At 73.7% G+C, this 23960-nt stretch carries 16 protein-coding genes; 11 read left to right on the forward strand and 5 right to left on the reverse strand.

Annotated elements, in window-relative coordinates; genetic code table 11:
• Positions 1-9: 9 nt before the first annotated feature.
• Both ACFY3L_RS17570 and ACFY3L_RS17575 read right to left on the reverse strand, forming a co-directional pair.
• Positions 10-480 (reverse strand): hypothetical protein, encoded by a 471-nt coding sequence (locus tag ACFY3L_RS17570; RefSeq protein ID WP_389324334.1) that lies wholly within the window; start codon positions 478-480, stop codon positions 10-12.
• A gap of 241 nt (positions 481-721) precedes the next feature.
• Positions 722-4084, reverse strand: a complete 3363-nt coding sequence (locus ACFY3L_RS17575) for a condensation domain-containing protein (protein WP_389324336.1) — start codon at positions 4082-4084, stop codon at positions 722-724.
• 369 nt (positions 4085-4453) lie between these two features.
• Between ACFY3L_RS17575 and ACFY3L_RS17580 the strand changes: the two genes are divergently transcribed.
• The 9 genes from ACFY3L_RS17580 to ACFY3L_RS17620 all read left to right on the forward strand — a co-directional run bounded on the left by ACFY3L_RS17580 (position 4454) and on the right by ACFY3L_RS17620 (position 19085).
• Entirely contained in the window at positions 4454-5710 is a 1257-nt protein-coding gene (locus ACFY3L_RS17580; protein WP_389324339.1) for an MFS transporter, read from the forward strand.
• 23 nt (positions 5711-5733) lie between these two features.
• Positions 5734-7668, forward strand: coding sequence for an AMP-binding protein (locus ACFY3L_RS17585; protein WP_389324342.1), 1935 nt, complete (start codon positions 5734-5736; stop codon positions 7666-7668).
• Positions 7669-7695: 27 nt separating this feature from the next.
• Entirely contained in the window at positions 7696-8898 is a 1203-nt protein-coding gene (locus ACFY3L_RS17590) for a cytochrome P450 (protein WP_389324345.1), read from the forward strand.
• A gap of 1 nt (position 8899) precedes the next feature.
• The gene (locus ACFY3L_RS17595) at positions 8900-9922 is read left to right on the forward strand and encodes a methyltransferase (RefSeq protein ID WP_389324348.1); all 1023 of its coding nucleotides are present in this window, start codon (positions 8900-8902) and stop codon (positions 9920-9922) included.
• Entirely contained in the window at positions 9922-10659 is a 738-nt protein-coding gene (locus tag ACFY3L_RS17600; RefSeq protein ID WP_389324351.1) for a thioesterase II family protein, read from the forward strand. The genes ACFY3L_RS17595 and ACFY3L_RS17600 overlap by 1 nt, the downstream gene beginning before the upstream one ends.
• Positions 10660-10796: 137 nt before the next feature.
• Positions 10797-14078 (forward strand): amino acid adenylation domain-containing protein, encoded by a 3282-nt coding sequence (locus ACFY3L_RS17605; RefSeq protein ID WP_389324353.1) that lies wholly within the window; start codon positions 10797-10799, stop codon positions 14076-14078.
• An 85-nt stretch (positions 14079-14163) separates the two neighbouring features.
• Positions 14164-14934, forward strand: a complete 771-nt coding sequence (locus ACFY3L_RS17610; RefSeq protein ID WP_389324356.1) for a thioesterase II family protein — start codon at positions 14164-14166, stop codon at positions 14932-14934.
• Complete coding sequence (locus ACFY3L_RS17615) at positions 14931-18473, forward strand: SDR family NAD(P)-dependent oxidoreductase (protein ID WP_389324359.1); 3543 nt, start codon at positions 14931-14933, stop codon at positions 18471-18473. The genes ACFY3L_RS17610 and ACFY3L_RS17615 overlap by 4 nt, the downstream gene beginning before the upstream one ends.
• 66 nt (positions 18474-18539) lie before the next feature.
• Positions 18540-19085, forward strand: a complete 546-nt coding sequence (locus tag ACFY3L_RS17620; protein WP_389324362.1) for an ABATE domain-containing protein — start codon at positions 18540-18542, stop codon at positions 19083-19085.
• 146 nt (positions 19086-19231) lie between these two features.
• Here the strand turns inward: ACFY3L_RS17620 and ACFY3L_RS17625 are convergent, their stop codons facing one another.
• A complete protein-coding gene (locus tag ACFY3L_RS17625; RefSeq protein ID WP_389324365.1) occupies positions 19232-19876 on the reverse strand; it encodes a CGNR zinc finger domain-containing protein in 645 nt (214 codons plus the stop codon).
• 57 nt (positions 19877-19933) lie between these two features.
• On the opposite strand from ACFY3L_RS17625, the gene ACFY3L_RS17630 reads away from it, so the two are divergent.
• Positions 19934-20299, forward strand: coding sequence for a nuclear transport factor 2 family protein (locus ACFY3L_RS17630; protein WP_389324368.1), 366 nt, complete (start codon positions 19934-19936; stop codon positions 20297-20299).
• A gap of 42 nt (positions 20300-20341) precedes the next feature.
• Positions 20342-21817: a DUF4419 domain-containing protein gene (locus ACFY3L_RS17635; protein ID WP_389324371.1), complete on the forward strand. Its 1476-nt coding sequence runs from the start codon at positions 20342-20344 to the stop codon at positions 21815-21817.
• Here the strand turns inward: ACFY3L_RS17635 and ACFY3L_RS17640 are convergent.
• Together ACFY3L_RS17640 and ACFY3L_RS17645 are read right to left on the reverse strand one after the other, a co-directional pair.
• Positions 21797-22423 (reverse strand): hypothetical protein, encoded by a 627-nt coding sequence (locus ACFY3L_RS17640; protein WP_389324374.1) that lies wholly within the window; start codon positions 22421-22423, stop codon positions 21797-21799. The two genes, ACFY3L_RS17635 and ACFY3L_RS17640, sit on opposite strands and share 21 nt — an antisense overlap.
• Positions 22420-23079 (reverse strand): response regulator, encoded by a 660-nt coding sequence (locus ACFY3L_RS17645; RefSeq protein ID WP_389324593.1) that lies wholly within the window; start codon positions 23077-23079, stop codon positions 22420-22422. Before ACFY3L_RS17645 ends, ACFY3L_RS17640 begins: the two co-directional genes overlap by 4 nt.
• Positions 23080-23960: the final 881 nt, after the last annotated feature.

A 23960-nucleotide genomic window follows, 5' to 3' on the forward strand; every position in this document is an offset into this window, starting at 1 on the left:
AGTCGACAATCAGCTGTCGAAGAACTCGAGCTGCCCGTTGCGCCGCAGCCGGTCCACCCAGGCCTGGGCCGTGTACCGGGGGACGTCGAAGTGCCGGGCGAGCTGCCCCACGCTGCCGGTGCGGCGCAGCTCCGCGGCGACCAGCTCGGCGTCGGGCATGCGCCGGTACGGCCGTTCGGGCTTGGCGCGGCGGGCCTGCCGCTCCTCCGGCTCGGGCGACGGCCCCCCGTTGAGCACGGTCGCGGCGACGGCACTGCTGAGCGAGCGGGCGAGCATGTCGAAGTCGATCGAACGGGCCGCGTTGACCGGCAGGGCACCCCCCTCGGGTGCCATCACCGACAGCTCGACGACCTGCGCCTCGAGATTCTGGTTGATCCGGACCCGCGCGGTGATGGTGGCGGGCTGCTTGTCGCCGTTCGGGCTCTCGGCCACGATCTTGACCGTGTAGTGCGTTTCAACGTACTCCTGATCGGATTCCATGGTGGTCCGCCTTATTCTTTGCAACACCTCGGGGCGAGCCGAGGGAATGGTGCGTGTCGAGTAGCACAGGGATACTGCCGATACTATACTTCGGTCGAATCTTGAGAGCCTCGCCAAAGGCGACGCGCTCCGAGGGCTCAAACCCTCGCCTGACCTGGTAAAGCTTTCGACAGGACGGCGGCTCGCAGTCGCCATAGCCTGTTCACTCTCTGCAACGGACATACACCATTGGGTGACGCCATCATCGGCGCACCCCGCCGAGCTCCCCGATCGGGGCGCCTGGCGTCTCGGAGACGGCGGCCAGCAGCTCCAGCACCTGGTCGATGCGCTGGTAACCGGACGCGTGGTCCCACAGGTCCGTGTTGAGCTCCAGCATCGCCGACAGCCCGGCCGGGCGCAGCAGCCCGTGGAAGGCCATGTCGTAGCGGGCCGTGCCGTGGGAGATGAAGCGGTACTCGCAGCCCAGCCCGGCGAGGTCGGCCGGCATCCACGACTCCAGCTGCAGTTCGCACGTGACCTGGTAGATCGGGTGCACGCCGGTGACCCGCCGGGGCCCCACGGTCTGCACGATGTCGGCGAACGGCGCCTGCTGGTGCTCGTAGGCGCGCAGCACCGCGGCACCGACCCGCCGCACCAGCTCGTCGAAGCGCGGGTCGCCGGACAGGTCGAGCCGGACCGGGACCACGTTGAGGAAGCAGCCGATGAGCTGGTCGGCACCGCGCTGGGTCCGGTTCGCCGTGGGGATGCCGATGACGATGTCGTCCTGGCCGCTGAGGCGGTGCAGCAGCACGGCGACGGCCGCGCAGAACACCGTGAACGGGGTCGTGCGCCCGGCGGTGGCAACGTCGCGCAGCGTGCGCGCCGCGGCGGCGGACACGGGCCGCTCCAGGAACTCGCCCCGGAACCTCGCCTTGTCACCGCGCGGACGGTCGGTCTCCAGCCGCAGCGCCGGGGCGCCGGCGAGCTCGCGGGCCCAGAACCGGCGCAGCCGCTCGCCCTCGGGGCCGTCGAGGAGCTCCTGCTCGGCCCGGGCGAGGGCGGCGAAGCCGACCTCGTGGCGCGGCAGGGCCGGCTCGCGACCGGCGGCCCGCGCCTCGTACGCGATGCCCAGATCCCGCATGAGCAGCGTCATCGACACCTCGTCGGTCACCAGGTGGTGGAACAGCAGCTGCACCTGGTGCCGCTCGGCCCCCAGGCGGATGATCCGCGCCCGCAGCAGCGGCCCGCGGGTGATGTCGAAGCCGGTGTAGGCGATGTCGTGCTCGAGCCGTCCGCGCTCGGCCTCCCGCGCGGCGTCGTCGAGCCCGGTCAGGTCGTGGACCGGCACGTCGATCCCGGTGTGCGGCTGGATCCGCTGTACGGGCTGGCCGCCGACCTCGACGAACGTGCCGCGCAGCCCGGGCTGGTGGGCGACCACGTCGTTGACCGCCTCGGCGAACGCTGAGGGGCGCATCGGCCCGGTGAGGTCGAGCACGAGGGGGATCGTGTGGGTGAGCGAGCCCGGATCGGCCTGCTCGGCCAGCCACAGCTGCCGCTGCCCGGACAGCAGCGGCACCTCCACCACCGTGTCCTGCGCCTCCTCCTCGCCCGCAGCTGCGACGGCCGGGTCGGCGGCGAGGTCGTCGAAGGACAAAGAGGAGGACGAGGAGGACAAGGAGGAGGACGCGGAGGAGGTCGCGGAGGAGGACGCGGAGGGCAGTTCGGCGACGAGCGCGAGCATGCCGTCCAGCTCCGGGTTGGCGGCGCGCAGCGCCCCGGTCAGCTCCACCGGGGTGGGGTTTTCGAACAGGGTGCGCACCCGCACCCGCACACCGAGCGTCTCCTGGATGTCGGCGACGAGCCGGGTGGCGAGCAGCGAGTGCCCGCCGCTTTCGAAGAAGTCCGCGTCCGGCGCCAGCTCCGGCTTCTCCAGGGCCTGCGCCCAGATCTCGACGACCAGGTCGAGCAGCCGGTCCGGGCCCGCGGGCGCGGAGTCGGCGGCGGGCGCGGCCGCTGCCGACGCCGAGGGCAGGCCGTCCACGATCTCGAGGCGGCCGCCGGCGTCCCGGCGGGCCGTGAGCCCGGTGGGCGCGCCGCCGAGCAGCAGCGCCGCGGGCTGGTGCGGCGACAGCCCGTCGGCCAGCCGCAGCTCGTGGGCTGCGTCGACGGCGGCGTCGACGCCGGTCACCACCGGCCAGTCCTGCTCGCCGCGGGAGCGGTCGAGGGTCAGCGTCACCGGCGTGCCGTCCGGCAGCTCCAGGCGCACCCGCTCGTCGCCGCCCCCGCCGAGCGGCGCCGGCTCCGGCGCGTGCAGGTCCAGCTCCGGCACCCGCAGCTCCGGCCGCGCGAGCCACTGCCGCAGCACCCGGGCGTAGTCGTCGACGAGCGCCCGGACGCCCTCCGGGGTGTAGAGGTCCCCGTCGTACTCCAGCCACAGCCGGACCTGCTCGTCGGAGAACTCGATCTCCACGACGGTGTCGAACCGGCCCCGGCCGCGCTCGACGTCCAGGACCCGCACCGGCAGCCCGCCGAAGCGCAGGTCGCCGACCGCGTCCACGCGCGGTAGGAACAGGTGCTGGATCAGCGGCGTCCGGTCGGTCGGCCGCGGCGCGGCGGCGGCCCGCACGATCCGGTTGAACGGCAGCCGCACGTGCTCGATCGCCGCCGCGACCCGCTTCGTGCAGCGGGCCACCGTCTCGGGCAGGTCGGGGGCGCCGCCGAGGTCCAGGCGCAGCGGGACGGTGTTGGACAGCTGCCCGACCAGCGTCTCCAGCTGCGGCGCGCCGCGGTTGGCCGCGAGCACGCCGAGGATCAGGTCGTCGCGGCCGGTGGAGCGGGCGATCGTGGCGGCCCAGCCGGCGAGGCACAGCGCGTACGGCGAGCTGTGCAGGTCCCGGGCGGCGGCGCGCAGCGCGGGCCCGCCGACGCCCGGCAGGACGAGCTCGACGCGGCTGCCGACGCCGCGGCGGATCCGCCGGCGCGGCCGGTCGGGGCGCACGTCGAGGCTGGTGGGCGCGTCGCGGAGGGTCTCGCTCCACCACGCGGTGTCGGCGTCCTGGGTCGCCGGCAGCAGCGCCTCGCGCTCCCAGAGGACGAAGTCGCCGTACTGCAGCTCGGGCTCCGGCACGGTCGAGGGGCGGCCGGCGAGCGCGGCGGTGTAGTCCGCGGCGAGCTCCGCCAGCAGCAGCCGCACCGCGGTGGCGTCGGCGACGATGTGGTGCACGGCGAGGGCGAGCACGTCGGCGCCGTCGGGGCCGCCGCCGTGCAGCAGCAGGAACGCGATCCCGCAGCCGGACGACGGGTCGATCCCGGTGGCCGCGAACCGGACCAGCGCGTCGCTCCCGGAAGGGGCCGGCTCGTCGAGCACGGTGACGGGCAGCGGATCCGGCACCGGGAGCACGGTCTGGGTGGGTTCGCCGTCGTGCAGCCGCAGCGCGGTGCGCAGGACCTCGTGCCGCGCCAGCAGCGCGCCGACCGCGGCGCGCAACGCGCCCGGGTCCAGGCGGCCGGGCACGGCGAGCGCCACGCACTCGGTCAGCGGGGCCTGCTCCGCCGCCGACGCGTCGGAGGACCAGAAGTGCTCCTGGATGACCGCGAGGGGCATGAAGTCTTCACAGTCTCTCATGGAGATACGATAACTCACTGCGCGAGAATCAGCGCAGGAGTGACCGGTTCGGGTGGCTTCTGGCCCCGAAAGATGCGCTGTCTGCAGAGTCGAGTTACCGTGAGGCCGTCGGCAGTTGTGGTGTGTGGGTGAAGACTCGTGCCGACAGCCGCGCAGACCCGCGCACCGGAATACGAGCGTCTCGCACGAATTCCCGCAGAGGAGTCATGGGGCATGACCTCAACCAACGCGCAAAACAGGACACACGCACCGACGGAGCGCGTCGAAGGGCGCCCGGAAGCCGCCCCGGGGACGTCGCAAGGTCCGGCCGGCACCGCGAAACCACCCGCCGCGGGCAACCCGCCCCCCGACGGAGGGCGCCGGCCCTCGGTGCTGCGCAACCGCGACTTCGCCCTCGTCTGGGGCGGTGAGTCGATCAGCCTGCTGGGCAGCGAGATCAGCGTCATCGCGCTGCCGTCCCTCGCCGTGCTGGTGTTCGGTGAGGGCGCACTCGGCGTCGGTCTGCTGATCGCGCTGCAGTGGATCCCGTTCGTGCTGCTCGCCCCGGTGATGGGGGTGCTCACCGACCGCCTGAACCGGCGGATGATGATGCAGATCTCCAACCTGGCCCGGTTCCTCATCCTCGGCTCGCTGCCGCTGCTGTGGGCCCTCGACGGGTTGACGGTCACCCACCTGTACGTGGCGGCGGTGCTCAAGGGCATCTTCGACGTGGTCTTCCAGCTCGCCTACCAGGCATACCTGCCGCAGCTGCTGCCGCGGGAGGACCTGGTCGACGGCAACGCCAAGACCCAGCTGAGCCGGTCCGTCGCGCTCATCTTCGGCCGTAGCGCCGGTGGTGCGCTGGTCGGCGCGCTCGGCGCGGCGCGGGCGATCACCGCCGACGCCGTCACCTACCTGTTCGCCGGGCTCTCGCTGATGCTCGTGCGGTTCAAGGAGCCGGCCCCGCAGCCCCGCCCCGGCGGCGTGCAGGCGACACTCAAGGACCTGCGTGGCGGCGTGTCGATGACCTTCGGCAACCGGCTGCTGCGCTACCTGACGCTGATGGCGACCTTCGGCAACACGGCCGTGTCCATGGTCCTCGCGATGATCATCGTGTTCGGCTACCAGGACCTGCACCTCAGCGCCGCGCAGATCGGTCTCGTGCTCGGTATCGGCGGCACGCCGGTCATCCTCGGCGCGATCCTGTCCCGCCGGATCAACGAGCGTCTCGGCATGGGCCGCACGCTGCTGCTGACCCACTCGATGCTGGTGTTCGCGTTCCTGCTGCTGCCGTTCGCCCAGTTCGGCAATACGGCGACCGCCGTGACGGTCCTGATCGTCTCGCAGGGCATCTCGTCGTTCACCACGCCGGTCGGCAACGTCGGTGTGATGACGCTGATCCAGAAGGCCACGCCGCCGCAGGCGATGGGCCGCGTCGGTGGCGTCGCCCTGCCGTTCGTCTGGGGCGCGAACGCCGCCGGTCCGCTGCTGGGCAGCGCGATCGCCGTGGCGTTCGCCAACGTGACCGCCTTCTACCTGGCCGCCGCGCTGGCCGTGATCGCCGTGCTCTGGGTCCTCGCGGGCCGGGTGCACAAGCTGATCGACGACGTCCCGGAGCAGGAGCGAGTGGTCGTCCCGGCCGCCTGAGAAGCAGGGGAGGAACCGTAGTCATGATCACCCAGCAGGAAGCCCCGGTCGTCCGCGCAGGCACGACGACCCTGGTCTCCCGGATCGAGGAGTTCGCCCGCAGCGCACCGGACTCGCCGGCCGTCCGGCACGGCGACCGGGGGCTGACCTACGGCGAGCTCAACCAGCAGGCCAACGAGCTCGCCCGCGAGCTGTCGGTCCTGGGCGTGCGGCGCGGTGACATGGTCGCCATGTACCTGGGTCGCTCGATCGAGTGGGTGGTCGGCATGCTCGGCTGCCTGAAGGCCGGCGGCGTCTGCATGCCGCTGGACCCCTCGGTGCCGGTCGAGCGCTTCAACCGGGCCATCGCGGCGGGGCGCCCCACCGCCGTGGTGGCGGCCGCGCACTGTCCCGACGCGGCCGAGGTGCCGCCCGTCCCGGTCGGGGTGCCCGTGGCGCCCTGCCCGGGCGGCGGCAACCCCACGCCGCCGGTCCCGGGCGGGCTGCCCGTGGTCACCATCAACGCCGGCGTGCCGGCCCGCGAGCACCTGCCGGACCCCCGTCCGGCGGCGCGGCGGGACGAGCTCGCCTACGCCATGTTCACCTCGGGCTCCACCGGGGCGGCGAAGATCGTCCTCGCGCAGCACTCGTGGCTGGCGCTCAGCGCCGCCCGCAGCGCCACCATCAACGGCACCACCGCCGCCGACCGCGGCTCGTGGTTGGGCGCGGCCGGGGCCGGGATCGCGATCCACGAGGTCGGCGGCCTGCTCTGGCAGGGCGCGCAGATCGTCATCGGCGAGCACGACGTGATCGCGTCGCCGCCCGCGCTGCGCGACTGGCTCCTCCAGGAGGAGATCACGCTGAGCTTCGTGATCACGCCGGTCGGCGAGGTGCTGCAGAGCCTGCCGTGGCCGCGCCAGACCCCGCTGCGGCTGCTCACGCTCGGCGGTGACCGGCTCAACACGTGGGGGCCGCCGGACCTGCCGTTCGAGGTCGCCGTCTCGTACGGCAGCCTCGAGGCCTTCCAGGTCGCCAACTCCGTCCACCCGTGGCCGCTGCGGTGCACGCCGTCCACGGCGACGGACGCCGACCGCCGCGCCGCGTCGCCGGTCGGCCGCCCGATCGAGGGCGTCACCGTGCACCTGCTGGAGGACGACGGCCTGACCCCGATCGGCGATGCCGGCCACGAAGGCATCGGCGAGGTGTGGATCGACTCCGACTGCCTGAGCCTCGGCTACCTCGGCGACCCGGCGCAGACCGCGGACCGGTTCCGCCCCAACCCGTTCGGCGCACCGGGCAGCAGGATCTACCGCTCCGGCGACGCGGGACGGTTCCGCCCCGACGGCGTCCTGGAGCACCACGGCCGCATCGACGACATCGTGAAGATCCGCGGGCACCGCGTCGAGCTCGGAGACGTCGAATGGGTCCTCGGTCAGCACCCCGGCGTCCGCCAGGTCGCCGTCGTCGCGACGATGGACGGCGACCAGCGCCGGCTCGTCGCGTGCTTCACCGCCGAGGGCGGGACCGTGGCCCCCCTCGACCTGCGCAACTACGCTTTGGAGCGACTGCCCGACTTCATGGTTCCGGTCGCCTTTGTACAGCTGGACGAGCTGCCGCTCAACACGTCCAACAAGATCGACCGCCGTCGGCTCCCTCCGGAGGACTGGGCCCGCGGGCGCCCCGTCCGCGAATGGCGCGCCCCCGCCCCCGGCACGGAGACCGAGCTGGCCCGGCTCTTCACCGAGCTGCTGCACGTCGAGCGGGTCGGCGCCGACGACCACTTCCTGGAGCTCGGCGGCGACTCGCTGCTGCTGGCCCGCCTGCAGGGCCGCATCGAGCAGGACCTCGGCACCCGCGTCGAGATGAACGACCTGGTGACCGACCCGACCGTCGGCGGCCTGGCCCAGCTCATCGGCGCCGCGGGAACGGAGGCCGCGCCGACGCCCGCCATCCCCGCGATCACGCCGAGACGTCGATAGGGCGCCGACACAGACATGGAGGCCGGCATGACCATGGAAGCGGTGCAAGACACCGACAGACTGGTGAACGCGTTCGACCATCACGACCCCGGATACACCCCGCACACCGCGCAGCGCGTCAACAGCGAGATCCGCGACCGCGGGGTCACCTACTCCCCCGCCTACGGCGGCGTGTGGATCCTGTCCCGTTACGCGGACGTCCGCGCGGCCCTCACCGACTGGCAGACCTACAGCTCGGCCCGCGGGGTGCACTTCCCGCGCGCCGAGGGCATGCCGATGTTCTCCCCCATCGACTTCGACCCGCCGCAGCAGCGCGAGATCCGCGACCGGATGGCCGCCCCGGTCACCCGTGAGGCGATCGCCGATCTGGAGCCGCAGCTGCGCGAGATGGCGCACCGGCTCCTGGCGCCGGTGGCCGCGCGCGGGCACGGCGACCTGATGGCCGAGCTCGCCGAGCCGTTCGCGATCGAGGTGCTGGGGATGGCGTTCGGGCTGTCCGACGCCTGCCGCAGCCGCGTCCGGGCGGCGACGAAGACGATGTGGACCTACATCTCCACCGACAGGGACGCGAGCAAGTTCTGGCCCGCCTTCCACGACATCCTCGCCGAGGAGATCGAGCGGGTGCGGCGCGAGCCCGACGGCGGCTACATCGCGAAGCTGGCCGCGATGCGGCGGGACGGGCAGCCGCTGCCGGACGAGGAGCTGTACTCCATCATCGTCAGCTTCTGCGTCGCCGGGCACGACAACACGATGAACTCGATCACCCGCCTGGTGCACACCCTCGGCCAGGACCCGGCGCTGCAGCTGCGGCTGCGCCGCGAGCCGGAGCTGCGCGCGGCCGTCGCCGAGGAGGCGCTGCGGCGCTGGTGCCCCACCGACCGGTTCACCCGGGTCACGACCCGCGAGGTCACCGTCGCGGACACCGTCATCCCGGCTGGCGCCCGCGTGGTGCTGCTCTTCGACGCGGCCAACCGCGACCCGGAGAAGTTCCCGGACCCGGACATGTTCGACCCCGACCGCGGCAACTCCCACCACCACCTGAGCTTCGGCCACGGTATCCACCACTGCATGGGTGTGCATCTCGCCCGGGCGGAGTTCGCGGCTGTACTGGACGAGCTGGCCGAGCTGCCCGTCTTCGACCTCGCCGGCCCGAGCGACCTGCACTTCGAGAACGGCCGGCACATCATGTTCGACCGGCTGCCGGTGCGGTTCCGCAAGGAGGAGCGCTGAGATGACCACGGACGTGACCACCGCACCGCCGCCGACGCTGCTGATCGACCTGGCGACCGGACTCTGGCGGTCCCAGACGCTCACCGCGGCGATCGAGATCGGCACGTTCGAGACCCTTGCCGACGGTGGCGCCACCGCGGCGGAGTTCGCCGACCGCGTGGGCATCGCGGCACGCCCGGCGGAGATCCTGCTGACCGCGTGCACCGCGCTGGGCCTGCTGGAGCAGCGCGACGGCCGCTACCGCAACAGCGCCGTCGCGGACACGTACCTGGTGCCGGGCCGCCCCGACTACTTCGCCGACTACGTGCAGATGGTCGCCAAGTACACCGCGCCCGGCTGGCTGAAGGCGACCGAGGCGGTGCGCACCGACGCGCCGACCAAGCCGGTGCCGGACCCCGACCGCAACATGTTCGAGGAGGGCAACCGGCCGGACTCCTTCTGGGACGGGCTCTTCGCCTTCTCCACGCTGACCGCGCGGCACCTCGCCCGGGCCGTGGACCTGTCCGGGGTGCGGCGGCTGCTGGACGTCGGCGGCGGGGCGGGGGCGACCCTGCTGGAGCTGTGCCGGCAGTACCAGCACCTCCACGGCACCGTGCTGGACCTGGCGCACGTGTGCGGCCTCGCCCAGCGGCGCATCGACGCGGCCGGCATGTCGCGGCGGGTCGGCACCGCGGCGGCGGACTTCTTCAATGACCCGCTGCCGGGCGGGCACGACGCGGTGCTGCTGTCGATGATCCTGCACGACTGGGACGAGGCGCAGAACCGGAAGATCATCGCCGCGTGCCTGGACGCGCTGCCGTCCGGCGGCACGCTGCTCATCAGCGAGCTGCTCGTCGACGACGACAAGACCGGCCCCGCCGACGCGGCCCTCATGAGCATGAACATGCTGGTCGGCTGCTGGGGCCGCAACTACACGGCGGCCGAGTACAGCGGCTGGCTGCGCGACGCGGGGTGCAGTCGCGTGCGCACCGTCCGCTTCGACTCGCCCGGCGCGAACGGCGTGGTGATCGGGGAGAAGGTGTGATGGACCCGCAACAGCGACGCTGGTTCCTGCGGGAGCCCTCCCCGGACGCGAAGATGCTCCTGCTCGCCATGCCATACTCCGGCTGCGGCGCCTCGATGTACAAGGCGTGGCCCCTGACCGTCGGCGACGCCGAGGTGGTGCCGATCCAGCACCCCTTCCGGGAGAACCGGATGCGGGAGCCGCACTTCGGCACCTACCAGGACGTCACGAAGGCGATGCTCGACGACATCGGGGACATCGTCACCGCGCGCCCGTGGGCAGTGTTCGGGCACTGCGGCGGCGCGCTGCCCGCGTTCGAGACGGTCATCCAGGCCGGCGAGCGCGGCCTGCCGCCGCCGCACCAGTGCTTCATGTCGAGCCAGGTCGCGCCGCAGGACGGCCCGTGGGGCCGGTTCCTCGGCCTGGACGAGGACGGGCTGCGGGCCGAGATCGCCGGGCTGCTGGGCGCGATGGGCGCCGGCGCGGCGCAGGCCGAGGAGCTCGTCGACCTGTTCATCGACACGATGGAGGCCGATGTCGAGGCGAACCGGGTGTACTGGCGCCCGGCCGGCACCGTCGACTGCCCGATCACGGGCATCGGCTGGGACGCCGACGTCGAGGTGCCGCACGACCTGATGACCGGGTGGCCGCTGTGGGCGCCCTACGAGAAGGTCGTCCTGCCCGGCACGCACTACAGCTTCCTGGAGGCTCCACCATCGCTCACCGAGGTCCTGGCAGATCGGCTGCGCGCCGGCTGACCTCAACGAACGGGACCCCGGCACACCCTCGGTGCCGGGGTCCCGGCGTTTGCGGACTCTGAAGAATCGACACACTCACATGGCAGACTCAACGAAGTCTGTATAGCCTGTAATGAATCGACTGGGAGGACCGTGGCATGCCTCAACAGAGCGAACTGCTTCGTCGACTGCGCCAGCTCCCCGGGGACCGCCGGGACGAACTGCTGGCCCGCCTGGAGGGCGTCTCCTCGGGGATCCGATCGGCCCCGCTGTCGTTCCGGCAGGAGCAGCTGTGGCTGTTCGACCGGTTCGCCCCCAGCAGCCGGGCGTACGGGCTCGGCTTCGCCTTCCCGATCGAAGGCCCGCTGAACCCCGAGGCGCTGCGCGCGGCCCTGGTGGACCTGCAGCAGCGGCACACGGTCCTTCGCTCGACGTTCCCCGACGACGACAAGCAGGGCACCCAGCACGTCCAGCAGGCACCGCAGGACGTGCGCCTGGACGTCGAGGACGTGCCCGGCGACCGGCTGCGTGCCCGCGCCGACGAGGTCGTGCAGGACGAGCTGCGCCGCGGCCTGGACCTCAACTCCGGCCCGATGGTCCGGTTCAGGCTGCTGCGCGCCGGCGACGAGCGGCACCTGCTGGTGCTCACCAGCCACTACATCGTGCTCGACCCCCGCTCCGCCCGCGTGCTGCAGCGCGACCTCGGCGTCGCCTACGAGGCCCGGGTCGCCGGCGCCGCACCGCAGTGGAAGGAGCCGGCGGCCGACTTCGGCGCCTACGCGAGCTGGCAGCGCGAATGGTGCCGGCAGGACGGCGTCCGCGACGCGAGCGACCACTGGCGCGGCGCGCTCGCCGGCTGGGAGGGCACCGAGCTGCCCACCGACCGTCCCCGCCCGCGCCTGCTGGACCTGAGCAGTGACGTGGTCCGGGCGCCGATCCCCGCATCGCTCGCCGGGGCCGACCGTGACGCGCTGCTCGCCGCGTTCCTCGTCACGATCGCCCGGCACACCGCCCGCACCGACCTCACCATCGGCGTGCCCACCGACGTCCCCGGCCCGTTCGACCCCGACCTGCTCGTCGGCGACGTCGGCAACCTCGTGCCGCTTCGGGTCGAGCTCGACGAGGCCGACACCTTCGCCGCCGTCGTCGCCGAGGTCCGCGCCGCCCGCGAGGCCGGCGCCGGGCACGCGACGCTGCCCTTCAAGCTGATCCTCGACGCGCTCGGCGTCGAGCCGGACGCGGGCCGCCTGCCGCTCGTGCAGATCGGCTTCGCCGACACCGGTGAGCCGCCCGCTCCCGTCGAGGCCGACGGCGTGCGGATCGGCTGCGAGCAGGTCGACGCCGGCGCCGGCACGTTCGAGCTGGCCCTGGAGGTCGGCGGCGGCGAGCACCCCACCGCGGCGGTGCGCTTCGCCACCTCCCTGTACAGCCGCGCCACCGCGACCCGGCTCCTGGACCGCTTCCTGCAGACGCTCGGCGACCTGTGCGCCGAGCCGGACCGCCCCCTCGGCGACGCCCGGCTCGGCACCGCCGAGGAGCGCGCGGACGTCCTGGACCGCTGGAACGCCCCGATCGGCGAGCCCGCCGACACGACGCTGCACGAGCTCTTCGCCGACGTCGTCGCGGGCGACCCCGCGCACACCGCGCTGCGGTGGAAGGACGGCAGCGTCCCGTACCGCACCCTCGACAGCTGGTCGTGCCGGATCGCCGACCAGCTCGTCGCCGCCGGCGTCGGCCTCGGCGCCCTGGTGCCCGTCGTCATGGAGCGCGGCCCGGCGCTGATCGCCGCGGTCCTCGGCATCATGCGCGCCGGCGCCGCCTACGTCCCGATCGACACCGGCCAGCCCGACGAGCGGCTTGCCATGATCCTGGAGGACACCGGGGCGGACACCGTCGTCGTCTCCGCCGGCACCGCCGGCCGCGTCCCGGAGCCGCTGCGGATCGTCGTCGGCACCGACCCGGCGAGCCTGCCGGAGGACGAGGAGGCGTGCCACCGCTGCGCGCCGGCCGTCGTGCCGCCCGCCTCCGCCGCGTACGTCATCTACACCTCGGGCTCCACCGGGCGCCCCAAGGGCGTCATCGTCGAGCACCGCAACGCCGCGAACTTCGTGCGCACCGTGCGGGACATGTTCGACCTCACCCCCGCCGACCGGGTGCTGCACTTCGCCTCGCCCGGCTTCGACGTGTCCGTGTTCGAGATCTTCGGCTCGCTGCTCAACGGCGCCGAGCTGTACGTCATGGACGAGGACCAGCGCCGCGACGTCGACGAGCTCGACCGGGTGCTGCGCGAGCAGCGGATCACCGTCGTCGACCTCCCGCCGGCCATCATGGAGCTGCTCGCCCCCGAGAACTACCCGGACCTGCGGGTCGCGTTCGTCGGCGGCGAGGCGTTCACCGGCGAGCTGACCACCCGGTGGGCCCGCGGCCGCGGGTTCTGGAACGGCTACGGCCCGACCGAGACCACCGTGACCGTCGTCGCCAAGCGGTGCGAGGGCGAGTGGACGTCGTCGCCGCCGATCGGCCGGGCGATGGCCAACCACCGCGCCTACGTCGTCGACGGCGCCGGTGCCGGCGTCCTGCCCGCCGGTGCGATCGGTGAGCTCGCGATCGCCGGCCTCGGCGTCGCCCGCGGCTACCTCGGCCGGCCCGACCTGACCGCCGACCGGTTCCGCCCCGACCCCGACGGCCCGCCCGGCTCCCGCCGCTACCTCACCGGCGACCTCGCCGTGTGGAACGACGAGGGCGAGCTGGAGTTCGTCGGCCGCGCCGACCGCCAGGTGAAGGTCCGCGGCGTGCGGATCGAGCTCGGCGAGGTCGAGGCCGCGCTGCAGGCCGTCGACGGCGTCGCCCAGGCGGTCGCCGAGGTCGCCAACGATCCCCGCACCGGTGCGCTGCTCATGGCGTACGTGGTGCCGGAGCGCGCCGGGGAGCTGCAGCTGGACACCGTCCGCTCCGCCGTGGCCGGCCGGCTGCCGTCGGCGATGGTGCCCTCCGTGCTGGTGCCGCTGGAAGCGGTGCCGCTCACCCCGAGCGGCAAGATCGACCGGCGCCGGCTGCCCGCGGTGGAGTTCGCCGCGGTCGAGGAGCTCACCGAGGCCGACGAGGAGAACAGCACGCCCACCGAGCGCACCATGCGCGAGGAGGTCTTCGCCCCGCTGCTGGGCGCCCGCATCGGCAACGACGTGAACTTCTTCGCCGCCGGCGGCACCAGCCTCCAGGCGATCCAGCTGTCGTCGCGGGTCACCTCGGTGTTCGGGGTGGCGGTGCCGATCGCGGAGTTCTTCGCCAACCCGACCGTGTCCGGCCTGTCGGCCCTCGTCGACGCCGCCGGCGCCACGCAGAGCTCGCAGCGCGACGCCCTCGCCGAGGCCCTGGAAGCAGTCGAGGGGCGCAGCGAAGAGGAGCTCGCCGCGCTCGCCGCCGAACTGGACGCCCGATGAGCGGTCCGGAGCGCAGCGGAGGAGCCGCGAATCAGCATCACAGGATTGGGTCAGGCCGACGCCGGAGCGCAGCGGAGGTGGCGGCATGACCACTGCCACCGTCACGTTCACGGCGGACTCGCAGTGGGTGCGCCGGGTGCCCCGGGAGGGCGCCCGGCTCCGGCTGGTCTGCCTGCCGTTCGCCGGTGGCGGCGCGTCGGTCTACCAGGGCATGGCGGCGCTGCTGCCGCCGTGGATCGAGGTCCTGGCGGTGCAGCCGCCCGGGCACGAGGACCGGTCCCGCGAGCCGCTGCCGTCCAGCATCCCGGGTCTCGTCACGGCGTGCGCGATCGCGCTGCGGCCGTACACGACGATGCCCTACGCCCTGTACGGCCACTGCGCCGGCGCTCTCCTGGCCTACGAGGTCGCGCACGAGATGGGCCGGCGCTTCGGAGCCTGGCCGCAGCGGCTGGTCGCCGCTGAACAGCCCGCCCCGCAGGCCCCGCCGCCCCCGGCGCCGCTGCACCTGCGGTCCGACGGAGACCTCCTGGCGTCCATCCGCGACCGCGGCGGGCTGCCCGAGGCGGTCGCCGGCAACGCGCAGCTGCTGGAGTTCCTGCTGCCCGTGCTGCGCGGCGACTTCGAGCTCTGGGAGAACTACCGGCACCGCCCCCGCCCGCCGCTGCCGGTGCCGATCACCACCGTCCGCGGCACGGCCGGCTCGGTCGACGAGACCGCCATGGCCGGATGGGCCGAGCAGACCACGGCCGGGCACACCGGCGTGACCGTCGAGGGCGGCCACTACTTCATCGTCGGACTGACCGCGGCGGCCGCCGGGGGGATCGCCGCCGCCCTGGACGGAAGGACACCCCCGTGAGCACCACCGACACCATCGCCCGGATCGCCGCCGGAGCCGCCGGTGTGCAGGACGCCGCCGCCGTGTACGACCGCAAGCTCCGCGCCGCCGCGTCCCGTGTCTCGGGCGGGCAGGCCGCCACCGGCCTCCCCTCCGGTGAGGAGATCCCCGCCGACCGTCCCGCCCTCGTGCGGGGCCCTTCGCCGGTCCTGCCGCCCGATGCGGTGGCGACGCTGCCCGAGGCCCTGGAGCGGGCCGCCCGCGTCGCGCCCGGCCGCGGCACCACGTACCTGCTCCCCGACGGCCGCATCGACCGGCAGACCTACGCCGAGCTGTACGACGACGCCCGCCGCGTCCTGAGCGGCCTGCGCCGGCACGACCTGGCCCCGGGCGACGCCGTGCTGCTGCAGTGCGCCGACAGCCGCACGTTCGTCACCGCGTGGTGGGCGTGCGTGCTGGGCGGCTTCATGCCGACCGCGGTCGCGCCCGCCCCGGAGTACAGCGGCGACAACGCCGCCGTGCGCAAGCTCGCCTCCGCGTGGGATCTGCTCGGCAGACCGCCGGTCATCGCCGACGCCGAGCTGCTGCCGGGCGTGCGGTCCCTCGCCGACCGGCTGCCCGGGCTGCGCGTGCTCGCCGCGGACTCCCTCTGCGACCCGGCGCCCGCCGAGTGGTCGGTGCCCGACCCCGAGGCGCTGATCGTCAACCTGCTCACCTCCGGCAGCACCGGAACCCCGAAGTGCGTGCAGCACCGGCACCGCACGATCGTCGCCCGCACGTACGCGACGATCGCCGCCAACGGCTTCACCGAGGACGAGGTCTCGCTCAACTGGATGCCGCTCGACCACGTCGGCGGCATGATCATGTTCAACCTGCGGGACGTGTTCCTCACCTGCGAGCACGTCAACGTCCGCACCGAGTCCGTCATCCGCCGGCCGCTGCTGTGGCTCGACTGCGTGGACCGGTTCGGCGCCACCTGCACCTGGGCGCCGAACTTCGCGTTCTCGCTCGTCACGCAGCGGGCCGACGAGATCGCCGCCGGCTCCTGGGACCTGCGCACGCTCACCAACATCTGCAACGCCGGTGAGGCCGTCGTCGCCCGCACCGCCCGCCGGTTCCTCGAGCTGCTCGCCCCGCACAAGCTCCCCGCCGACGCCATGGTGCCCTGCTGGGGCATGTCGGAGACGTCGTCCGGCGTCACCTACTCCCGCATGCACCGCGACGACCCGGCCGCCGGCACGATCGCGCTGGTGCCCGCGTCCCTGGACGGCGCGCTGCGTGAGCTGCCCGCCAGCACCCCGGGCGCGATCGTCGTCACCGAGGTCGGCGCCCCGATCCCCGGCGTCGCGCTGCGCATCGTCGGCCCGGACGGTGCCGTGCTGCCCGAGGGGCGCGTCGGGCGGCTGCACATCAGCGGCAGCACCGTACAGAACGGATATGCGCACAACGAGAAGGCCAACGCGGAGAGCTTCACCGCCGACGGCTGGTTCGACACCGGCGACCTCGGCTTCCTGCGCGACGGCCGGCTGTTCCTCACCGGACGGCAGAAGAACATGGTCATCGTCAACGGTGCCAACTTCCCCGCGCACGAGATCGAGGCCGTCGTGGAGCAGGTCGCCGGTGTACGACCCGCGTGCTCGGCCGTCGCGGGCGTGCCCGACGAGGACACCGGCACCGACGCCCTGGTCGTCTTCTTCGTCCCGGACTCCGACGACGTGCCGTCGCTCGTCGACGACATCCGCACCGCCCTGTCGCGGGACCTGGCGCTGCGCCCCACGTACCTGGTGCCGGTGACGGAGCAGGAGTTCCCCCGGCAGAACGGCGGGAAGGTGCAGCGGGAGCGGCTGCTGTCGGGCTGGCGCGCGGGCGACTTCGACGACCGCTGCTACGCCGACTCCACGGGCCCGGCCGCCGAGACCCTGGACGAGACCGGCCCCGCGGCGCTCTCCGTCGTCTGGGAGCCCGCCGCAGCTCCGCTGGAGCCCGCGCCGGACTCACGGGTGCTGTTCACGGCCACCTCGTCCGCCAGAGACGTGCTCGGCGACTTCCTCGCCGTCGCCAGGACGCTCGGGCCCGAGGACGAGCTCACCGTCCTCACCCGCGGCGCCGTCCACGCCGTCGAGGGCGACCTGGTCGAGCCGGACCGCGCCGGACTGACCGCCCTCGTGCGGACCGCCGCCTCGGAGCGCCTTGCCGCCCGGGTCACGCTCATCGACGCGCCCGCCGACGCGAGCGACGACGACCTCGCCGCGCTGGCGGGCATGCGGCACGACGAGACCGTGGTCGCCGTGCGCGACGGCCGCCCGCTCGTGCAGCGGCTGCGCACCACGACGCTGCCCGAGGCGTTCGACGTCCCCGCCGACGTCCTGCCGCGCGGTGGCACCTGCCTGATCACCGGCGGCCTCGGCGGGCTGGGCCGCACCGTCGCCGAACATCTCGTCGCCGGGCACGGGGCACGGCTGCTCATCACCGGCCGGACCCCCGCGTCGCAGCTCGACGACGACTCCCGCGAGGCGCTGGAGATTCTCGCGTCGATCGGCGAGGTCCGGTACCGCAACCTCGACGTCGCCGACGCGGATGCCCTGTCCGGCGCCGTCGCCGACGCGGAGCGGGACTGGGGGCGTGGCCTGGACCTGGTGCTGCACCTGGCCGGGTCGCCGGTCGCGCCGCAGTGGGAGGAGCTGTCGCGGCACGAGCTGCGCACCGAGTCGCCGGGCTGGCTGCGCACGATGCTGCACCCGAAGGCCGGCGGCTGCGCCGCCATCGACCGGCTCCTGCGGCAGCGGCCCGGCACCGCCGTCGTGCTCTTCTCGTCGGTCAACGGCCTCTTCGGCGGCACCGGGTTCGGCGCGTACGCCGCCGCGAACGCCGTCCTGGACGGCTGGGCGCACCGCTGGGCGGCGACCGGCCGCCGGGCGCAGAGCATCGGCTGGAGCATGTGGGACGGGCCCGGCATGAACCAGGGCAGCCCCCTGGTCGCCGCCGCCCGGCACCGCGGACTGTCCCTGATCGACCCGGCACACGGCACTGTGGCGCTGCTCGGCGCGCTGCACACCGGCGCCGTGCACCTGCTGGTCGGCGCCGACCCGCAGAACGAGCAGATCAAGCCGTTCCTGGCCGCGGACCAGCTGCGCGGCGGCACGATCGCGGTCGCCGTGGTGCCCGCACCCGGCGAGGACCCGGAGCGCGTCCGGTCCGCCGTCGCCACCCGCCTCGCGAGCGAGGGCATCTTCGCCCGCGTCGGGGTGACGACCCGCATCGAACGCGACCGCAGCGGCGTCCCCGACCCCACCGCGGTCCTCGCCGCGATCGGCACCGGCGGCGCCGGCTACACACCCCCCGAGGGCCGCCTGGAGGAGCTCGTCGCGGGTGCCGCCGCCGACGTCCTGGCCGTCCCCCGGATCGGGCGGGAGGACTCGTTCTTCAGCCTGGGCTGCGACTCGGTCCGCGCGCTGCAGCTCGCCCAGGCCCTCAGCGACCGCCTCGGCGCGCCGGTGACGGTCGGTTCGCTGTACGAGTCGCCGACGGTGCGCGCCCTGGCCGCCACCATCGCCGCCTGACCGCACCACCCCCGGGACCCGGCGCACCGCTCGCGCCGGGTCCCTGCGCTCTTCCAGGGTGGGTGGATGGCGCGGCTGGACGGGTTGAGCGCGGGTGAGGCGCGGCGGTTCCGCAGCGGGCGGATGGCGCTCGATCTGGTGCACACGGCCGACGACCGCGAGCACGGGCGGGCGGAGCTGCTGACCGGGCCGGACGGGCTGGCCCGCTGGCTCGGGGTGGTGACCGGGCTCGGCCCTGTCGCGGCGACCGCGGCCGACATCGATCCCGTGCACGCGCTGCGGCATGCGGTGCGCCGGGCCGCCGCTCGTACCATGGCGAAAACCGCGATGAGTGTCGTGGACCGGCTCGCGCTCAACGCCGCCGCCGCGATCGCCCCTCCCGTGCCGGAGCTGCGGGCCGACGGCGCGGCCGCCGTGCGCGGTGTGGTGCGGGTGCCGGAGGTGCTGTCGCTGCTCGCCCGGGACGCGATCGAACTGTTCGGCGGGCCGCTCGCGGCGCACATCCGGACGTGCGGCGGTTGCGGGCTGCTGTACGTCGAGCCGTCGCCGGGCGGGTGCACGGCACGGCGCTGCGCCGCCCGGGTCAGGGTGTCGCGACTCCGCTCGGCGTAGCGCGCCGGTCGCGGTGGCCTTGTCACGGCGCCGCGCCGGTCGCGGTGGCCTTGTCACGGCGCCGCGCCGGTCGCGGTGGCCTAGTCACGGCGCCGCGCCGCCCGCGTCAGGGCGTCGGGGCCGCGGTCGGCGTGGCGCGTCCCGGGTCAGGGTTTCGCGGCTGCGGTCGGCGCGGCGGTTGCGGTGGGCGTGGCGCGCCGGGTGCGGTGGCTGCGGGCCTTGTTGCGGTTGCCGCACCGCTCCATCGAGCACCAGCGGCGGTTCCCGGGGCGGGACGTGTCGAGGAAGATCAGCTGGCACGGGTCGCCGGCGCACTCGCGGAGCCGGTCGCGCAGGGCGGCGGTGCCGATCACGGTGAGCGCGTCGCGGGCGAACGCGGCGAGCACCTGCCGGCCGGTGACCGGCGTGACCCACCGGCGGCTCAGGTCCACGGCGTCGACCCGGAAGCGCGGCGGGGCGTCCGCGTAGCCGTTGAGGACCTCGACGGCCGGCGCGTCGACCGGCCGGCCGTGGGCGATGGCGGGCGCGATCAGCCAGAACGTGTCCCGCAGGTGCCGGACCCGCTCCAGGTCCGCCACCCCGATCCGGAGGTCACTCACGGTGAGCGGCGCGGGCGCGGCGAGCCGGGTGCGGGTCAGCCAGTCCGCCAGGTCGGCGGGCCGGTGCAGGATCTCCCACCGGCGGCCCTCGCCGGGCCCGCCCGTGGCGAGCAGCTCGACGCCGAGACTGCCGGGATCGAACGAGAACCGTTGCCCATACGCACTGGTCAGCACGTGGATGCCTGGGTGCATGTAACCAGTTTAACCGGTGCGAACCACGGGTATCCAAGCTGCGGAAGGGGGGTCGACATGACTATCGCAACGGAGCTGAAGGACCTCGAGAAGGAAATGTGGCGGGCCAACCGCGAGGGCGACGGCGACTTCTACGAACGGGTCGTACGCGAGGATGCCCTGACCGTCAGTAAACATGGCGTCGCCGGCAAGGCGGACATCGTCCCGAACGTCACCAAGAACGAGAACCCGTTCCTCAAGACCGACCTGAGCAACCTGAAGGTCGTGCAGATCAGCGAGGACAGCGCTCTGGTGACCTACAAGGCCACGGTGACCGCGCTGATCGACGACGAGCAGCAGAAGTTCCAGGTCCTCGCGACCAGCGTGTACGCCCGCGAGGACGACGAGTGGCGCTCCGTGTTCCACCAGCAGACCGAGGTCTGATCTGGCGGCCCCGGTCCTTGACCGGGGCCTTACAGTCGGCGGGTGATCACGTTCGGAGTCGACGACGTCACGCCCGCCGCCGCGCCGCTGCCGACCCGCCCGCTGGGCGGGCTGTTCCCGGACGCGCTGGCCGTCGGCGGTGACCTCGGGCTGGCGGTGCTCGAACCGGACGGGGTGCACCCGCTGCTGAGCGCCGCCGCGCGGGCCTTCGCCGACCACCGGCCGCTCGTCCTGTCGCCCGACGCGGTGTGGCTCACCATCGCGCAGGGCGTCGCCCAGCACATCCGCCTGCATGCCGAGGAGCTGCGGCCGCTGCTGGTCCGGCACGCCGGCCGCAAGAAGCTCGCCGTCACCATCGACGGTCCCGTGCCGCAGGACGCCGCCTCGTGGGCGCGGCTGGCCGACCAGTTCGCCGGCCTGCTCGCGAAGGAGATCGAGGACGCCGAGCTGTTCGAGTGCGACTTCTCCACCAGTACGCCGGTCGAACGGACCGCCGGCCGGGTGGTGCTGCTGGACGCGTACTCGCCGTACTTCTCGCTGTGGCTGCTCACGGTCTGCGGCATCCCGTCGGTGACGCTGACCGGCACCGTCGAGGACTGGCGGCGCATCCGCGGACGGGTCGACGAGCTTCCGCGCTTCGGGTTGGACACCTGGTGCCGGTCGCTCGCGCCGATCCTCGACGAGTTCGTCCGGGCCGCGGACGGCGCGCCGGACGTCGCCTTCTGGCAGCGGATCTACAGCCCGGCCGACGCGTACGGCGGCGATCTCATCACCGGCTGGATCACCCGCTTCTACCCGTACCTGGCCGTCTCGGCCGTCGACCGCCCGAACCCGATGCTGGACCTGCCCGTCGGCGAACCTCGGAACGTCCCCAGGAACCAGGGGCCCGGCATCCACAGCTCCGATGTCCCGGCAACGCTGTCGCGGGTGGTCGTGCACGTCAACGACCAGATCGGCGGCGACAACCGGGTGGTGGCGCTGCACGCCGGGCTCGTCGCGGTCGCCCAGGACCCGGACGGCGCCCTGCGACCGGTCGCCGGCTGGCACCTGAGGACCGCGGCGGTCGAGATCGACGACGTGATCGACCGGATCGTGCGCGACCACGACACGACCCCGGCGGACGAACGGCCGGGCGACGCGCCGGAGGAGGTCGTGGCGCTCTACCACCGCGTCGGCAGCGCGGCCCTGTTCGACGGCGCATGGCGGCTGCCACCGGCGCACGAGCAGCGCTTCTTCCTGACCGGCGGCGAGGACCAGTTGGGCATGACGCTCTTCGAACTCGCGGACGGGCGCAGCATCGCCGCGGTTGTGCAGACCAGCCCGCTGAGGGTGTCCTGGGTGCTGTGCCGGATCGAGAAGCCGGAGAATCCCGACCTCGCGTCGCGGCTCGCCGACGACCCCGCGGACGTGCCGGTGCTCGGCACGTCCCTCGCGATCCTGCTCTCCGCCGCCCTGGACTCCGGCGGCGACGTCACGCACCTGGAGACCGGCCGCCTCTCACAGCTGGGTGAGGCGTAGCCAGCGGCAGTCCCAGTCGTCGTCGCTGCCCTCGACCGGCGGGCCGTGCTGCTCCTCGGCCGGCGCGTACCGCCCCCGCCGGCCCTCCAGCCGGCCGCAGGCGGCCCGGTACCGGCCGGGCACCAGCGGCAGGACGGCGCCGACGCCGACCATGTGCTCCAGGTCGAGCCCGATCCCGGACCGCGTCACCTCGGCGGCACCCACCGGTGCCCACACCACGGCGACCTGCCCGCCGCTCAGGTCCAGCTCCGCAACGGTCCACTCCCGCTCCCGCGCGGCGGGCCCGGCGGCGTACCGGCGCGGGGCGTCGCTGTTGCGCACCCATGACCGCACGACGAGCATGCCGTCGCCGCCGACAGCGACGTCCGCGCCGCCCGGCCCGTCCATCTCCCACACCAGGCCGGCCTGGTCCGCGCCGAACCGGACCAGCTCCGCCTCGAGATCCTCGTCGTCCGAGGGGAGCACGCGGGCGTAGTCGCACGCCGGGTCCAGCTCGTAGTCGTCGTCCAGGACCGCACCGCCCCACGCGGCGAACGACGCCTCGGAGCAGATCAGCAGCGGCCCGCCCTCGCCGCCGACCCGGGCCACCCACTCGTACGCGCTCACCGGGCGGTGACCAGACCCGTCTGGTACGCGATGACGACGAGCTGCGCGCGGTCCCGCGCGCCGAGCTTCACCATCGCGTGGCTGACGTGCGTGCGGGCCGTCGCCGGGCTGAGGAACAGCGCCGCGCCGATCTCGTCGTTGCTCATCCCCTGCCCCACGAGCGTGAGCACCTCCCGCTCCCGCTGGGTCAGCACGGCGAGCCGGTCCTCGGCCACCCGCACGGCGGCGCGCCCCGCGGTGAACTGCGCGATGAGCCGCCGGGTGATCCGCGGGGCGAGCAGCGCCTCACCGGCGGCGATCACCCGCACGGCGTGCAGCAGCTCCGCCGGGCCCGCGTCCTTGAGCAGGAAGCCGCTCGCGCCCGCCTGGAGGGCCTCGAAGACGTAGGCGTCGGTGTCGTACGTCGTCAGGATCAGCACCCGCACGTGCTCCAGCCCGCGGATGCCCGCGATCCGGCCGGTGGCCTCGATGCCGTCGAGCTCGGGCATGCGGATGTCCATCAGGACGACGTCGGGCCGGGTGGCCCGGGCCCGCTCCACCGCCTCCGCCCCGTTGGCCGCCTCGCCGACCACGACGATGTCGTCCTCGGCGTCGAGCAGCATCTTGAAGCCGGACCGCACCAACGCCTGGTCGTCGGCGAGCAGCACCTTCACCACGGCATCGCTCACCCCGTCACCCCCGCCGCGCTCCCGCACCGGCCCGCACTCAACTCCGCACCCATGGTTCGCAACCCTCCGCCGCGCTCACCGGTCCACCGTGGTCTCGCTCGCTCCGATCAGTGCCCGCGCGCACCGGTGACCGTCTGGCCGTCGCCCCGCACACTCGGCCTTCGAGCTCCAGCGAGTGCGCGGCTCCGCCAGCCTGAGCCATCGCTGCGCCTGTGACTCGTGACCTTCCGCCGCGCTCCGGCGCGTTTCGGAGCGCTCGCGCCGTCGCTTCCGCTGGTGTCCCGGCATCGGCCCGACGCCAAGGCCGCGCCCATGATTCGTGACCCTTTGCCGCGCCCCTGGTTGCTCCGGCACGCCCACGCTGCCACCTCCGCTGACGCTCCGGCGTCGGCCTGAGGCAAGACCGCGCCCATGGTTCGTGACCTTCCGTCGCGCTCCGAGGCGTTCCGGGGTGCTCGCGCCGCTTCTCCGTTGATGTCCCGGCGTTGGCCTGGGAAGAGACCGCGACCGTGGCTCGCAACCTCCTGCCGCGCTCCGGGGCGTTCTGGGGTACTCATGCTGCCATCTCCGCTGACGCTCCGGCGTCGGCCTGGGGCGAGACCGCGCCCGTGACTCGCGACCTTCCGCCACGCTCTGGGGCGTTCCAGGTTGCTCGCACCGTCACCTCTGCCGGCGCTCCAACGAAGGCGTGGACCGACACGGTGCCCGTGGCTCGCAACCTCCTGCCGCGCTCCGGAGCGTTCTGGGGTACTCATGCTGCCATCTCCGCTGACACTCCGGCGTCGGCCTGGGGCGAGACCGCGCCCGTGACTCGCGACCTTCCGCCACGCTCTGGGGCGTTCCAGGTTGCTCGCACCGTCACCTCTGCC

Source organism: Dactylosporangium sp. NPDC000521 (assembly GCF_042898305.1).
Classification (GTDB): Bacteria; Actinomycetota; Actinomycetes; order Mycobacteriales; family Micromonosporaceae; genus Dactylosporangium.